Source organism: Gottfriedia endophytica, assembly GCF_017814275.1.
GTDB lineage: Bacteria > Bacillota > Bacilli > Bacillales > Bacillaceae_G > Gottfriedia > Gottfriedia endophytica.
Genome location: NZ_JAGIYQ010000001.1, coordinates 80,699 through 95,414, shown reverse-complemented (window position 1 = coordinate 95,414; position 14,716 = coordinate 80,699). Strand labels below are relative to the sequence as shown.

General features: G+C 36.0%; 13 protein-coding genes and 1 riboswitch. Of the genes, 9 read left to right on the top strand and 4 right to left on the bottom strand.

What is annotated here, in order from left to right; genetic code table 11:
• The 6 genes from J5Y03_RS00460 to J5Y03_RS00435 form a co-directional block, all read left to right on the top strand.
• Window positions 1–2,830, top strand: a 2,830-nt coding sequence (locus J5Y03_RS00460) for a beta strand repeat-containing protein (protein ID WP_209401250.1), incomplete at its 5' end; no start/stop codon positions are given.
• A 300-nt stretch (window positions 2,831–3,130) separates the two neighbouring features.
• A riboswitch (cyclic di-GMP riboswitch) is annotated at window positions 3,131–3,215 on the top strand.
• A 110-nt stretch (window positions 3,216–3,325) separates the two neighbouring features.
• A complete protein-coding gene (locus J5Y03_RS00455; RefSeq protein WP_209401248.1) occupies window positions 3,326–5,704 on the top strand; it encodes a discoidin domain-containing protein in 2,379 nt (792 codons plus the stop codon).
• 133 nt (window positions 5,705–5,837) lie between these two features.
• A complete protein-coding gene (locus J5Y03_RS00450; RefSeq protein ID WP_245208674.1) occupies window positions 5,838–7,355 on the top strand; it encodes a spore germination protein in 1,518 nt (505 codons plus the stop codon).
• Window positions 7,333–8,427 (top strand): GerAB/ArcD/ProY family transporter, encoded by a 1,095-nt coding sequence (locus tag J5Y03_RS00445; protein ID WP_209401246.1) that lies wholly within the window; start codon window positions 7,333–7,335, stop codon window positions 8,425–8,427. Before J5Y03_RS00450 ends, J5Y03_RS00445 begins: the two co-directional genes overlap by 23 nt.
• Window positions 8,428–9,549, top strand: a complete 1,122-nt coding sequence (locus J5Y03_RS00440; protein WP_209401244.1) for a Ger(x)C family spore germination protein — start codon at window positions 8,428–8,430, stop codon at window positions 9,547–9,549.
• Window positions 9,550–9,738: 189 nt separating this feature from the next.
• Entirely contained in the window at window positions 9,739–10,317 is a 579-nt protein-coding gene (locus tag J5Y03_RS00435; protein WP_209401242.1) for a Crp/Fnr family transcriptional regulator, read from the top strand.
• Window positions 10,318–10,327: 10 nt separating this feature from the next.
• Here J5Y03_RS00435 and J5Y03_RS00430 read toward each other — a convergent pair whose 3' ends face one another.
• Window positions 10,328–11,041 (bottom strand): DUF4386 domain-containing protein, encoded by a 714-nt coding sequence (locus J5Y03_RS00430; protein ID WP_209401240.1) that lies wholly within the window; start codon window positions 11,039–11,041, stop codon window positions 10,328–10,330.
• 249 nt (window positions 11,042–11,290) lie between these two features.
• Window positions 11,291–11,692, bottom strand: coding sequence for a DoxX family protein (locus J5Y03_RS00425; RefSeq protein ID WP_209401238.1), 402 nt, complete (start codon window positions 11,690–11,692; stop codon window positions 11,291–11,293).
• Between the two features lie 365 nt (window positions 11,693–12,057).
• Here J5Y03_RS00425 and J5Y03_RS00420 point away from each other — a divergent pair, with 365 nt between their 5' ends.
• The 3 genes from J5Y03_RS00420 (at window position 12,058) to J5Y03_RS00410 (ending at window position 13,411) form a co-directional block, all read left to right on the top strand.
• Window positions 12,058–12,402: an ArsR/SmtB family transcription factor gene (locus J5Y03_RS00420; RefSeq protein WP_209401236.1), complete on the top strand. Its 345-nt coding sequence runs from the start codon at window positions 12,058–12,060 to the stop codon at window positions 12,400–12,402.
• 30 nt (window positions 12,403–12,432) lie between these two features.
• Window positions 12,433–12,948: an SRPBCC family protein gene (locus J5Y03_RS00415; protein WP_209401233.1), complete on the top strand. Its 516-nt coding sequence runs from the start codon at window positions 12,433–12,435 to the stop codon at window positions 12,946–12,948.
• Between the two features lie 85 nt (window positions 12,949–13,033).
• The gene (locus J5Y03_RS00410) at window positions 13,034–13,411 is read left to right on the top strand and encodes a VOC family protein (RefSeq protein ID WP_209401231.1); all 378 of its coding nucleotides are present in this window, start codon (window positions 13,034–13,036) and stop codon (window positions 13,409–13,411) included.
• Window positions 13,412–13,598: 187 nt separating this feature from the next.
• Here the strand turns inward: J5Y03_RS00410 and J5Y03_RS00405 are convergent, their stop codons facing one another.
• Together J5Y03_RS00405 and J5Y03_RS00400 are read right to left on the bottom strand one after the other, a co-directional pair.
• A complete protein-coding gene (locus J5Y03_RS00405; protein ID WP_209401229.1) occupies window positions 13,599–14,258 on the bottom strand; it encodes a YczE/YyaS/YitT family protein in 660 nt (219 codons plus the stop codon).
• Window positions 14,242–14,691: a GNAT family N-acetyltransferase gene (locus J5Y03_RS00400; RefSeq protein WP_209401221.1), complete on the bottom strand. Its 450-nt coding sequence runs from the start codon at window positions 14,689–14,691 to the stop codon at window positions 14,242–14,244. The genes J5Y03_RS00405 and J5Y03_RS00400 overlap by 17 nt, the downstream gene beginning before the upstream one ends.
• Between the last annotated feature and the right edge of the window lie 25 nt (window positions 14,692–14,716).

Below are 14,716 nucleotides of genomic sequence, written 5' to 3'. Positions count from 1 at the left end.
TACGTTGAAAGTTGACGGTGAGGATGCAAAGATTACAAACAACAGCTACACGTTTACGAACGTAACGAGCGATCATACAATTAATGTAACATTCAAAAAAATCGTTCACACAAATACAATCACAGCAACAGCTGGAAGCAATGGTACGATTAGCCCAATCGGCAGCGTTTCTGTGGATGAAGGAACAGATCAAACATTTACGATCACACCGGATAGCGGATATGAGATTGATACGTTGAAAGTTGACGGTGAGGATGCAAAGATTACAAACAACAGCTACACGTTTACGAACGTAACGAGCGATCATACAATTAATGTAACATTCAAAAAAATCGTTCACACAAATACAATCACTGCAACAGCTGGAAGCAATGGTACGATTAGCCCAAGTGGCAGCGTTTCTGTGAATGACGGAAAAGATCAAATGTTTACGATCACGCCGAATAGCGGATATGAGATAGATACGTTGAAGGTTGACGGTGAGGATGCAAAGATTACAAACAGCAGCTACACGTTTACAAACGTAACGAGCGATCATACAATCAATGTAACATTCAAAAAAATCGTTCACACAAATACAATCACAGCAACAGCTGGAAGCAATGGTACGATTAGCCCAAGTGGCAGCGTTTCTGTGAATGACGGAAAAGATCAAATGTTTACGATCACGCCGAATAGCGGATATGAGATAGATACGTTGAAGGTTGACGGTGTGGATAAAAAAGTAACAAATAATACCTACTCGTTTACTAACGTAACGAGTAATCACACGATCAATGTAACATTCAAAAAAATCGTTCACACAATCACAGCAACAGTAGGAAGCAATGGTACGATTAGCCCAAGCGGCAGTGTTTCTGTAAATCACGGAACAGATCAAACGTTTACGATCACACCGAATAGTGGATATGAGATAGATACGTTGAAGGTTGACGGTGTGGATGTAAAGACAACAAATAACACCTACAGGTTTACTAATGTAACGAGCAATCACACAATCAATGTAACATTCAAAAAAATCGTTCACACAATCACAGCAACAGCAGGAAGCAATGGTACGATTAGCCCAATCGGCAGTGTTTCTGTGAATCACGGAACAGATCAAACGTTTACAATCACGCCGAATAGCGGATATGAGATAGATACGTTGAAGGTTGATGGTTTGGATGTAAAGACAACAAACAACATTTACAAGTTTACTAATGTAACGATTAATCATACGATCAATGTAACATTCAAAAAAATCGTTCACACAATCACAGCAACAGCAGGAAGCAATGGTACGATTAGCCCAAGTGGCAACGTTTCTGTGAATCATGGAACAGATCAAACGTTTACAATCACACCGAATAGCGGATATGAGATTGATACGTTGAAGGTTGATGGTTTGGATGTAAAGACAACAAGCAACATTTACAAGTTTACTAATGTAACGATTAATCATACGATCAATGTAACATTCAAAAAAATCGTACACACAATCACAGCAACAGCTGGAAGCAATGGTACGATTAGCCCAAGTGGCAACGTTTCTGTGAATCATGGAACAGATCAAACGTTTACAATCATGCCGAATAGCGGATATGAGATAGATACGTTGAAGGTTGACGGTGTGGATGCAAAGACAACAAACAACACTTACAAGTTTACTAATGTAACGATTAATCATACGATCAATGTAACATTCAAAAAAATCGTACACACAATCACAGCAACAGCTGGAAGCAATGGTACGATTAGCCCAAGTGGCAGCGTTTCTGTGAATCACGGAACAGATCAAACATTCACAATCACAACGAATAGTGGATATGAAATTGATACATTGAAGGTTGATGATGTAGATACTAAGGTAACAAACAACACGTATACGTTTACAAACATAACGAGCAATCACACGATCAATGTAACATTCAAAAAAATCGTACACACAATCACAGCAACAGCTGGAAGTAATGGTACGATTAGTCCAAGCGGTAGCGTTTCTGTGGATCACGGAACAGATCAAACATTTACAATCACACCGAATAGCGGATATGAGATTGATACGTTGAAAGTTGATGGTGTAGATACTAAGGACACAAACAACACTTATACGTTTACTAACATAAGGAGCAATCACATGATCAATGTAACGTTCAAGAAAATCATTCACACAATCACAGCAACAGCAGGAAACAATGGTTTGATTAGCCCAAGCGGTATCGTTTCTGTGGATAATGGGAAAAATCAAACATTCATAATCAAACCGAATATGGGATATGAGATTGATACGTTGAAGGTTGACGGTGTTGGTGCAAAGGCAACAAACAATACCTACACGTTTAGTAACATAACAAGCAATCACACGATTACTGTAACGTTTAAGAAAATCGTACACACAATCAAAGCAATAGCTGGAAGTAATGGAACGATTAACCCGAGTAGCAACGTTTTTGTGAATCACGGAAAAAATCAAACGTTCACAATCAAACCGAATATGGGTTATGAGATTGAAACGTTGAAAGTTGACGGTGTGGTTGTAAAGGCAAGAAACAACACCTATACGTTTACTAATGTAACGAGCAATCACACGATTACTGTAACGTTTAAGAAAATCGTTCACACAATCAAAGCAACAGCCGGAAGCAATGGTAAGATTAGCCCGAGTGGTAGTATATCCGTGAATCATGGGAAAAATCAAACTTTCACAATCAAGCCGAATAGTGGTTATAAGATTGATAAGTTGAAGGTTGACGGTGTGGAAGTAAAAGTAAGAAACAATGCCTACACGTTTATTAACGTAACGAGTAATCATACGATCATTGTTACGTTCAAAAAAACAAAAAAATAAGGAATTAACGAAAACATCACTATCTGATAAGTTGTTGGAATGACAGTAATATTTCTAAAAAGGCCCTAATTCTTTAATTGGAATTAGGGCCTTTTATATGATTTGGAACCTTTAAAAAATATTTTCACAAGTAGTTAAAAATTCTAAAATATTGGTAAAATGGTTTAATTGACCTATCTAAGGTTCAAAAAAGTGCACCTTTCTCCACGAAAATAGACACAAAGATTTTAATATAACTATAAGCAATTAAACTGATTGAACATTCGTCATATTTTGCTATATTTCAATTAAATTACAAAAACTCGATAAAGGCAAAATTAGTGAAAGCTAGTGACGCAAAACTATAGGGACTAAGGTGCACGCACTATGTCAGCCAGTTACCGAAAAGAAGGAAAGCTGCCAAATTCTTTGAGATTGGTAGGTTTATTCCCCATGCCTTTTTGGTATGGGGAATTTTTTTGTAAGTAGGTTTAAAACAAAAAGGGAGGGCTTAGTTTGAAAAGAGTTTTATCTTCATTTTTATCTTTAGCACTTATTTCAGGAAGTTTGTCTACAATTCCGTATGCGAAGGCGTCAGCTGAAACTGTTTCGGTTAGTTTAGATTCTTTGAACCAACAAATTGATCAAGCAATTGTAAGTGGTAATTTTGAGGTTCTTTTTAGTTATCTAACAACCTATCTAAATCAAAATACCGGGGATCTCAACCAAACAAATTTACAAACAAATCTGTCAGACCCAATTTATGCAGAAGCATTGGCACAGTGGCAATTAATCTCGCAAACTGGTGCTGCAGCAATGGATGCTTTTGTAAAAAAAGATGCTGCTCATCAAAATTTTCTTAGCTGGGTGATGAAAAATACAGATGTAATGAATACATTTCTTGAAGGTGGTAGTCCAACAGGGAATAATCCAGTAAATGCACTTGAGATATGGAATACAATTTGGAATACTGACGCAGATTCTCATCAAGGATTATATTTGAAATTAGCGATGGCAACAGCTTTAGCTCATGCTCAGCCAATGAAATATTGGACAAACAATACAACGATTAATCCTATAACAAGGTATCAGTATTATAAACAAGCTGATCAAAATAATGAGTTATTTCCTGTCTTTCGAACTTATGATGTCTGGCATTTAAGGTTAGTCGTGAATACTTGGGCGCCGGAAGAAGACTTAACTTGGGCAAGAAATATGATTAATACAGAGCATCCAGAGCTTAAGAGTCAAGCTAAGATAGGAAAAAGTGCATACTTGATTAAATATGTAGAATACAACAAAAATGGGGTTAGCATTCAAGCAGGTAATGATGCGTTTTATGGCGTTCCTTGGAATCTTTCTTCTATTTACAGAGATGGTGGGGTATGTGGGAATATTTCGAAGTTTGGTACGCAAGTAAGCCAAGCTTTTGGTGTAGCAGCTATGCCTGTTGGACAACCTGGACATTGTGCACTTATATGGAATGATAAACCAAACTCTTGGTATTTAGGAAATGATATTTTTGGTTGGGGGCAATCTGAACACCATGATGCGACAGTTATTCCTTGGTCTGATAATAGTTTGAAAAATCAAGCTCCGTACATGATGTTATTTGAAAATGCGGAACTTGATCAAGTAAAACTAGATCAATCAGAGCGATTACGTTGGTTAGCGAAAGCAATGACTCTGGCGGATAACAAAATTGCAATTTATAAAGTAGCTACTACGATTTTACCAATCAATTATTTAGTATGGAAAGACTATGTATCTCTTATGTTACAAACTCCAACTGTTACAGATGGAGATTGGCAACAATTAAATAGCGGTATTATCTCGTCTTTTGCGAATGAACCAAGACCAATGATGGATCTTCTTAATCAAATAAAGAGTCATGTTCTTAACATGAGTGATCGAGCAAAGCTTCAGCAATATGTTTTAGGAATTACAAATGCTTTTTCAACAATAACTAACGTGAATGAAAAGCAAGTAGCAAATAATATAACTGCTCAATTCCCAAGCTTAGGCTTGTGCCTTGCAACCTTGAGTTTTGATGGTGTAAACGCGGGGAAATTAATGGGAATAAAAACAGATACGGAATATAGTATTGATGGGGGAGTAACATATAAGGCTGCTACAACTAATGATATGCTTCTAAGTAATGCAGAAATATCAGCAATCAATTCAACGAATGGTATCTTAACAAGAGTAATTGGAACAACTCAGCCTTTATTAATTCCAATCGGACAAGCTGCTAAATTAAATGTTTCTGCAAATGATGATGAGAACCTAGTTTTTGGTTTAGATGGAACAATGGAATTTAGCACAGATCAAGGTTCGAATTGGACAAAATATACTCCATCAACTCCAAATTTACCGGATTTAAGTGGAAATGTTACATTAACAGTTAGAAAGTTTGCAACTGGAACAACTCCGGCAAGTAACGCTGTTAACTTAAAGTTTACTAATACGCCTGTAGTTGGATTAATCCCGCATACAAGTTTATCGGTCGTAGGGTATTCAAGCCAACAAAATTCATCTAGTGATGCAGCGAAAAATGCAGTTGATGGTAACTCTACAACAATGTGGCATACTTATTGGGATGGAAGTGATAAGGCTCCATACATTACAATCAAGCTTAATTCGGTTTCGAGCGTATCACAATTAACATATGTACCAAGACAAGATGGCGGTTACAATGGTAACATAACTAGCTATAATATCTACACAAGTTTGGATGGAGTTACCTTTACAAAGGTTGCTAGTGGAACATGGGCAAATAATAGTCTTGCAAAGACTGCAACTTTTAATAAAGTCGATGCCGGGTACGTTAAGCTTGAAGTAGTATCAGGATACGGTGGATTTGCTTCAGCTTCAGAAATAAAATTATACAATTAAAATTCATAGAGACTGTAGCGAAAGTAATTTTTTGCTATAGTCTCTTTTTTACTATGGCCATGATTGTTGGAATAATGTTCAATTTAATGGAAAAATTAATAAAAATTGAATTGAACTTAGGTGAATGACACTGATGGATTTATTTAATAAATTGTTTTCGAACAAACGGACAGGAAAAAATCCTCCTATGAAAGTATTTTCATCCTTGGAGAAAAATAAGGAATACATTCAAAATCTACTGTTTTATTCAAGTGATTTAAAATGGCGGAGTATTAAGTTTAATCAAAAGGATGGGCTCATCGTCTTTTTGGAATCACTATGTGATCAAGAGAAAATTCAAAATGAAATTATTCAACCTTTAGAAGAAAGTAAAGAAGGAGCATTGGAAGAAATCATTGCTTGTGTAGAGATTGCGAAAACAACGGATCTCAGTCGTTTACCTCAATTCATTGTTCAAGCAAATTGCGTATTGTTATTTGAAGGTATAGCAGAAGCCTTTTTTGTCGGTGTCGGAGCAGAATATACAAGAGCGATCTCAGAGCCGGTGAATGAGGGGGTTATTCGCGGCGCGCATGATGGTTTTATAGAACATCTTACAACGAATTTATATCTAGTTCGTAAGCGAATTGAAAATCCTAGCCTGGTCGTTCGTTATTATCAGGTTGGAGAAGTAACCAAAACAAAAGTGGCGCTTCTCTATATGCAGGATTTGGCAAATGCAGAACTGATTAAAGAAGTGGATCAAAGAATAAATTCCATTAGGATGGATACTACAATCTCACCAGGTTTTATTGCTGAAATGATTGAGGACAACACATTTTCGCTGTTTCCTCAAATCTTATTAACGGAAAGACCAGACCGGTCGGTTGCACATCTTATGGAAGGCCGAGTCATTATTTTGTCTGATGGAGACGCATCTGCGTTAATCTTACCGGTGACTTTCTTTGCCTTTTTTCAAAGCCCGGATGATTATCACGGCAGATGGATTGTTGGATCGTTCATTCGATTGCTTCGCTTGGTGAGCTTTATTATTGCAACTCTAGTACCTGCTTTGTATATTGCTGTTGTTGCCTTTCATCCTGAAATTCTTCCTTCAAATTTGATTTATACTGTAAAAAGTACGATTGACAAAGTTCCTTTTCCACCTATTATGGAAGCTGTGATTATGCAGGTTACCTTAGAGGTGCTACGTGAAGCAGGGATTCGTTTACCAAGCCGAGTAGGTCAAACTGTTAGTATTGTTGGCGGATTGGTCATTGGAGAATCGGTTGTGCGAGCTGGATTGATCTCATATCCTATGGTGATCGTGGTCGCTTTAACCGCTATTGCATCCTTTGTGGCTCCATCTAATGAAATTAGTACCGCAACTCGTCTTCTTGGTTTCCCGCTCATGGTCTTAGCCTCTTTGTTTGGTTTGTTTGGGATCACATTTGGGATACTTTTTATTTTAATCCATTTATGTAAGTTAGAGAGTTTTGGAACACCTTACTTTGCACCGCTGATGCCTCTTAGAATCAAAGATTTGAAGGATACATTATTACGATTTCCAATCTGGAGCTTGAATCAACGTCCCCATGATCCTCATTCAAAAAAGTTAGAACAAGAAAGATTTTCAAGGGGGTGGAAACATGACGATTCCAGAAAAGAGTAGAATTTCTCAGGGGCAGCTTATGTTTTTTGTTATACAGTCTCAAGTAGGAGTTGGGATTTTATCCCTTCCCAATAAACTACAAGCAACGGCTAAGGGAGCAGGGTGGATTTCAAGCATAATCGCAGGTTTGGTCGTACAAGTGATTATTTTAATTCTTTGGGCTTTGTGTCGACGATTTCCTTCTGATTCAATCTATAGTTTTTTACCGAAAATCACCGGGAAATTTCTAGGAAATCTGATTGGTTTTGCTTATATTGGCTATTTTTTGTTCTCTGCAGGAACGGTATTATCTGCATTTGCTGATGTAGCTGGAAAGTGGGTACTACAAGCAACACCAAGATGGGCATTATTACTTTTAACTCTTCTTACTTGTGTATATTTGGTTAAAGAAAACGTTCGAGTAATAGCTAGACTATTTGTTATATCTTCTTTAACAATCATTGTAATGGTGATATTATCTTTATTCGGCTATGCTAATGCAAATTATACTTATGTATTTCCTATAATGGAGGCTGGTTGGGTAAAAATTATTAAAGCTGCTAATGATGCATTGTTTCCATTAATTGGTTATGAAGTATTATTAGTGATTTATCCATATGTTGAAGGGAATAATGCAGGGAAATTAAAAGCAGCTTCTTTAGGGAGTATGTTGATTACATTATTTTATACTTTTGAGGTGTTTACTAGCTTAATTATTTTCAGTCCAGGGGTTATGCCATCCGTTTCGGAGCCTCTTATTTATATGCTGAAAGGTTTTTCTTTCCAGATTATTCAGCGGATCGATTTAATCTTTTTATCGATTTGGATCTTTATTGTTAGTACTGCCATTGTCTCTTGGTTATACATGGCAACATCAGGTTTGGGTCGACTGTTTCACCGGGGTGAACATAAAAAAGCAGCCCCTTATGCAGCTTTGATCGTGTTTATTTTGGCTATGATTGCTCAAAATCCTTCAATCACTGATTTATTCGATCGAATGATTAGGATTTTTCATTATACGTTTGTGATTGGGCTTCCGTTGATCCTGCTCATCTTCTCTTATCTTTTTAATAAAAAGGAGGGGATAAGCTAGATGAAAAAGCTATGCTTATCGAGCACAATTATTATTGTATCCATTTTGATGAGTGGGTGCTGGGATCAAGATCTTTTAAGGAATGCTCGTTTAGTTTATGGGGAAGGATTTGATCTTGAAGAGAACGGAAAACTGCTTTCCACCTTTGTTATAAGGGATGCTCCCGATAGCGAGCAGTCGGGCCCAAAAAACGATATTATTAACACTGTTAGCAACACGCCAGAGGAAAGTCGCAATAAGGCAGATGAGAAGATATCGAGGCTACTTTCTACTTATAGAAATCGGATTGTTCTCATTGGAGAAGAGATGGCAAAACAAGATATTTATCAGCTCCTCGATTTTTTTTATCGAGATCCTAAAAGTGCTTTAAACGCTAAAATTGCTGTGGTGGAAGGAAAGGCAGCTGACTTGCTGTCTCTTAAAAAAGTTGGGAATGTCTTGATAGAAGAAGAAATTGATGAACTAATCAAGAGCAAAGAAGAAACTACCACCGTTCCAAAGGTTACCATTGAATCAATTTTCCCAGTGATGAAGGACCCTGGAGAGGATTTTGTTGTTCCATACCTTATGAAAAATGGGAGCCGTGTAGACGTTTCTCGTGCTGCAATGTTTCACAATCATGAATTTACAGGAACGCTGAGTACGAATGAATCAACCATGTTTTCTCTATTAAAGGGTAAGATGGGGAAAACCGCAATCATTACGCAAAAAATAAATAAACAGCAAGGGAATAATGGTGTATATAATTATTTAACTTTTAATATAGAGAAATCAAAGTCAAAGATGAAAGTGTTGATTCAAAAGAACGATCAAATAAAGGTTAGGCTTGAACTGAAATTGAAAGTGAGTGTCCTTGAATATCCTAGGGATTACTTAAATGAAAAAAAAGTGGTTAACCGATTAAACAAAACTCTAACGAAAGAGATGACTAATTTGGTTAATAAAACGCTTAAAAAAATGCAAAAAGCTCGTTGTGATGGCCTTGGTATCGGTAGACAACTTATAGCGTTCCATCCAGATGTTTGGAAGAAACAGAAGAAAGACTGGGAACATAATTATCAAAAAGTGCATTTTGTTCCTAAGATTCAGGTGGAAATTGCGAAGAAAGGGATTATAAATTAATCTAATTACTAATATCAAAATGATGTTTTATTTAAATTCGAAATTTTATTATTAAGAGTTCTTTTCCTTTTTGTATAATGATGGAAAAGGACTTTTTTTAATTTAAGAAACATTAGCAACAAATTTTGAAAGTCCACTATATGATAGAAACCAAAATGATCTAATCAAAAGAGTTGTGAGGATGGCATAATGAAAGAGATATTATTAAAGTATTTAACTAGATTTACGACACTTAATGAAGAAGAAAAAAAGTCAATCCTTAAAGATATACTTGTTCAAGAATATAAAAAAGGAACCTTACTCCTTAGACAAGGAGAGGTTCCTACTAAATGTTATTTCATATTGAAAGGCTGTGTTAGACAGTATTCTATTGATGAAATGGGAAGAGAGTTTACGTCTAATTTCTACACAGAAGAACAATCTATATCTATTTTCAATCATCATAAAAAAGACAAGTCTTCTGCTTATTCCTTTACTTGTACAGAAGACTGTATTTTGGTTGTTGGTGACCTTGCTACGAATAATGAAATGTTTACTAAATATACGCAATTGGAATCAATGACACATAAGATGGTCGAAGAAAAGCTTGGTGCAGTACAAGATGAATTGGCTGAATTTATTGCATCAACACCTGAAGATCGTTACAAAGCACTATTACAGAAACGACCTAATCTAGTTAATCGTGTACCCCAACATCAATTAGCGAGTTATCTTGGTATTACTCCAGAGTCATTAAGCAGAATCAAAAAGCGAATTGAAATAGATTGATAGAAAGTGCTCATTCAAATGTACGCACTTTACCTCCTTTGAGGAGCAACCATATACCAAAGCATAGTTCTCCTGCAATCATTGGTATACTAAAAACTATATTTAGGATAAAGATTACTCCATCAAATTGTGGAAGAAATGTTTTAAATAAGTTAATGACAATATAGCCAACTGAAGCAATCAATAATAAGATGCTAATGAATTTTGGGATGCTGTCTGATTTGAAAGCTAAATAGCCTACAATTATTAAATGCCCACCAAAAACAATTAAACCGATAGACCAAATTGAATCAAACGCTCCCAAAAACAGCATCATTTGTGCTTTTATTTGTGCCATTTTAAGTAATGATAAATAGTCAGTATTTTTTGTGAGAAGCAATACAAATAGTAAATTTAGAATCGCAACTCCTAAAATACTCGCATAAGTAAGACGAAGGAATGCTCCGAGCAAAGAAAGGCCATTATTTATTGGTTTCAAGAAGATATAAAATGCCCAGGCTACCAAAATGTCACTAATCAGGATGATGAGCCAACCAAAGATTTCAGCTTTGAACAGATTTTTTGAAGACATCAAATTGTTAAAGGTGGCGATGGCATCATTTTGTACAACAAGATTTCCATGGACAAAGCCGTATGAAAAAAATGAAACAAGTGCCATGATAATAATGAATGTGCCACCAAAAAGAGCGGCTTTTCGCTGATACGATTCTTTTGAAATAGTCATAAATTAACCCCCTGTATTAAATTCTTTATCCTTATTTTAGAGGGGAGACTTTGATTGTTCATTGACTTAAATCAAGAGTTGATTAAAGAAGTATCACTTGTGGAACTGAAACCACCTACCAAGTAATGAAAAAACCGGATCCAATACAATGGAATCCGGTTTTCTAAAGAATTAAATGTAGGTATAATTACTAATTCGATGGGTTTGGACATGTTTATACTTCCTGGAATATTTATTGTTTTTAAATGCTTAAAGTGTTCTTTCTGCTTGCTTCACTTGATTCAACAAGCCAGATTTCTGTCTTTTATGATAATAAACATAGGATCCTACGATGATAATATAGCCGATAAGGAAACTTAATCCGGCAGAAATGCCGTCCACAGCGATATTTGAATACATAGCGCCCGTCAAATCGAAGACTAATCCGGCATATGCCCATTCCTTGATTCGAGGAAAGCCTGGGATAAGGATCGCTATTATCCCTAATATCTTGGCAATTCCGAGAAAAGGAAGTAGATATTCGGGGTAACCCAAATGCTTGAAGAGTTCAACGGCATCATGCGCTTTTACGGTATCGGTAATTGCGCCTACACCCATAAATACCACCACTAGCACGGTAAAAATCCAGTAAGGAATCGTAATTTTTTTCATTAATTTCAGCCTCCTTAGTTTTACATCAATCGTTTTTCAATGAAGATCAAGCGTCAATTTGGTTTCTCGATCACGACGTACTTCTTTCAGTACCTAATTGGACTACATATTCTTGAATGATTACTGCTTGATGCCACTGTTCACATCCTTTCTTTGAAATTCCTGCGCGTATTATGTCCTTTTATTGAAGCGTAGGTGTGAAGGTGAATTAGTAAACGGATTCTAATTATATATACGAAAAATTCTTTTGAATATTCCTTGACGGGAATATTCTTTTTTGCGTATAATCAAATCAACCGGATGATAATACTAGTGATGATGTAGAAGTGATTTTACCAGAGATCATCATTAAAGAGGTGAGCAACATGTCAGGGAAGATTCCGGGAGTGAACATGACTACACTAAGTGCTCTGTCCGAACCAAATCGTATGAATATCGTCGAACTCTTACGTAATGGTCCTCTGACTGTTGGGGAAATCGCCGAACAGCTGGGATTGAGGCAGCCTCAAACTTCGAAGCATCTAAAAGTGCTAAGCGACAACGGGATTGTGGAAGTGCAGGCGAAAGCTAATCGCCGCATTTACAAGCTCCGTCCCGAGCCGTTCCAAGAACTGGATTCTTGGATACATTCCTTCCAGCGCGTGATGCAAGAAAGATTTGACAATCTAGATGAATATTTGAAGGATTTGCAGGACAAAGAAAAATCATGAAATCATTTCATTTTTCAAGGAGGAATTAATATGTCAAATAATTCAATTGTATCGAGAGTAGAGAACGATCGGGTACTAGTACTAGAGCGTATTTTCGATGCGCCACGTGATCTTGTATTCAAGATGTTTAAAGATCCAGAGCATCTGAAACGCTGGTGGGGACCAAAGGGCTGGGAAATACCGGTCTGTACAGTTGATTTCCGTCCTGGTGGCGTTTGGCACTACTGTATGAAGTGCGTCGATCAGAATCTGGGTCAATTTTTTGGTATGGAATCCTGGGGCAAAGGAGTTTATAAGGAAATTATTGAACCGGAGAAAATCGTCTACACTGATTACTTTTCGGATAGCGAAGGCAATATGAATGACTCCATGCCCTCGACCAATATCACAATGGAATTCATCGATTTAGGTGAAAAAACTAAGTTAATAAACCGTGCTGAATATGTGTCTGCGGAGTCTCTTAAGACCGTCATGGACATGGGTATGCTTCAGGGTATCACTGAAACTTGGGACCGTTTGAACGAGCTTTTGGAGTCAATGAAGTAAAGTTACAGTAATTTAGATTTCAGTTTTAGAAAGATTTAAGAGTAATAAATATTGTAATTATTTTTATAAAGGAGTGTAAAAATTAATGATTAATAATGTAGGTCAAATCATGTTGTATGTTAATAACCAAGATGAGGCAAAAGAATTTTGGACAGAAAAAGTAGGGTTTAGTGTAATTTCAGAGGAAGACAATGGTCATATGAGATGGATTGAAATTGCTCCAACTAAAGAAGCTGAAACAAGCATTATTCTCCATAATAAGGAATTTATTGCGAAAATGTCACCTGAATTAAATCTTGGAACACCTTCTTTAATGTTCTTCTCAAAAGATTTTGATAATTTATATAGTGACTTATCAAACAAAAACGTTACAGTCGGAGAAATTGTAAATATGCCTTCAGGTAGAGTATTTAATTTTTCGGATAGTGAAAATAATTATTTTGCAGTAATGGAAAAAAAGTGAATTTAGATTAAATTTACGAGTGCGATGCTTGAAAAAAGGCATCGCCTTTTTTCTTGTTTGATTTACGAAACAGATTAAGATTAGGAGAGGAAAGAAAAGAATGTTTGATAGTCTGTTTCGTCGTCTTTTTTTATTACGCTAACTGGCAGTATTGTTGAATAATAAATTTTTTAACCCAAAAACCCATTCATACAGAATGGGTTTCGCTTATCTCACTAGTAGTTGCTGTATCGGTCTCAGTATTTGTTTTTAGTCCTTTTGCAACCAAAGGCATAAAGTAATTAAGAATCGAACCTCCAAAACAAACGGTAAAGATTGTACCAATGCCTACTGGTCCATTGAATATGATAGCCATTATTAAAAAAAGAAGATAAATTAATGTTTTAGAGAAGAATAGATTCATACCAGTTAATTCTCGAATTATTAGCATTAAATGGTCAACAGGAATGGGTGCAAAATTCGTTTGTAAATAGATTGCAGATCCTACCCCTATAATGATTAAGCCTATCGCAAAACAAACAGCTTTACTGAACCACTGTTCTGGGGTTATCACATTATGTAGTAAGAAAAGCCACATATCAATACCAAAACCAGTTATAAAGGATGTCAGCAAACCCAAAAATTCAGGTTTTTGCCTTTTTAAAATCGAATTAATGAATATCAGTAATAAGGCTATTATGATTTCCCAACTTCCGACGGTAAGGCCAATTCTTATTGATAACCCTACTAAGAGGGCATCAAAAGGAGATGTCCCAAGGTCTGATTGTATAGTGAAAGAAATACCAAGGGTTAGTATTAAAATTCCTAATCCATAAAAAATATATTTCGGTTTACTCTGCCTGTTCATTGGATAATTCTTTTACCATTAAAATATGTGGAATTCCATCTTCCATAAATATACTAGATGAAGGTTGATAACCCAGTTTTTTATAAAAACCCTCTGCGTGTGTTTGACCATGCAATTTAATCTTTGTGGCTGCTTTTTTTTCTGCAATTTCTTCTAAAGCTTTAATAATTATTTTTCCAATGCCGAATTTACGGTAAGGCTTTAGTATACAAATTCTCTCTAACTTGGCGAAGTCTTCAACAAATCTTACTCGTCCCGTTCCGACTGATTGTTCATTGTAATAAACTAATACGTGTTCACATTGTTCATTAAGATTGTCAAATTCATCAAATTCATCTTCTAATGGTACTCCTTGTTCCTCAACAAATACTTCTTTTCTAATATGAAATGCTTTTTTTAAATCATTTTCTTCAGTTATTCTTTTTGCCTCCACTTTTTTCAGCCCTTCCTGGATTTAT

Coding starts and splice junctions, on each gene's coding strand:
- J5Y03_RS00425 (WP_209401238.1), bottom strand. CDS start 11,692: ATGAAAAAAATTACGATTCCTTACTGGATTTTTACCGTGCTAGTGGTG.
- J5Y03_RS00435 (WP_209401242.1), top strand. CDS start 9,739: ATGAAAGAGATATTATTAAAGTATTTAACTAGATTTACGACACTTAAT.
- J5Y03_RS00420 (WP_209401236.1), top strand. CDS start 12,058: ATGTCAGGGAAGATTCCGGGAGTGAACATGACTACACTAAGTGCTCTG.
- J5Y03_RS00450 (WP_245208674.1), top strand. CDS start 5,838: ATGGATTTATTTAATAAATTGTTTTCGAACAAACGGACAGGAAAAAAT.
- J5Y03_RS00405 (WP_209401229.1), bottom strand. CDS start 14,258: ATGAACAGGCAGAGTAAACCGAAATATATTTTTTATGGATTAGGAATT.
- J5Y03_RS00440 (WP_209401244.1), top strand. CDS start 8,428: ATGAAAAAGCTATGCTTATCGAGCACAATTATTATTGTATCCATTTTG.
- J5Y03_RS00410 (WP_209401231.1), top strand. CDS start 13,034: ATGATTAATAATGTAGGTCAAATCATGTTGTATGTTAATAACCAAGAT.
- J5Y03_RS00430 (WP_209401240.1), bottom strand. CDS start 11,041: ATGACTATTTCAAAAGAATCGTATCAGCGAAAAGCCGCTCTTTTTGGT.
- J5Y03_RS00445 (WP_209401246.1), top strand. CDS start 7,333: ATGACGATTCCAGAAAAGAGTAGAATTTCTCAGGGGCAGCTTATGTTT.
- J5Y03_RS00415 (WP_209401233.1), top strand. CDS start 12,433: ATGTCAAATAATTCAATTGTATCGAGAGTAGAGAACGATCGGGTACTA.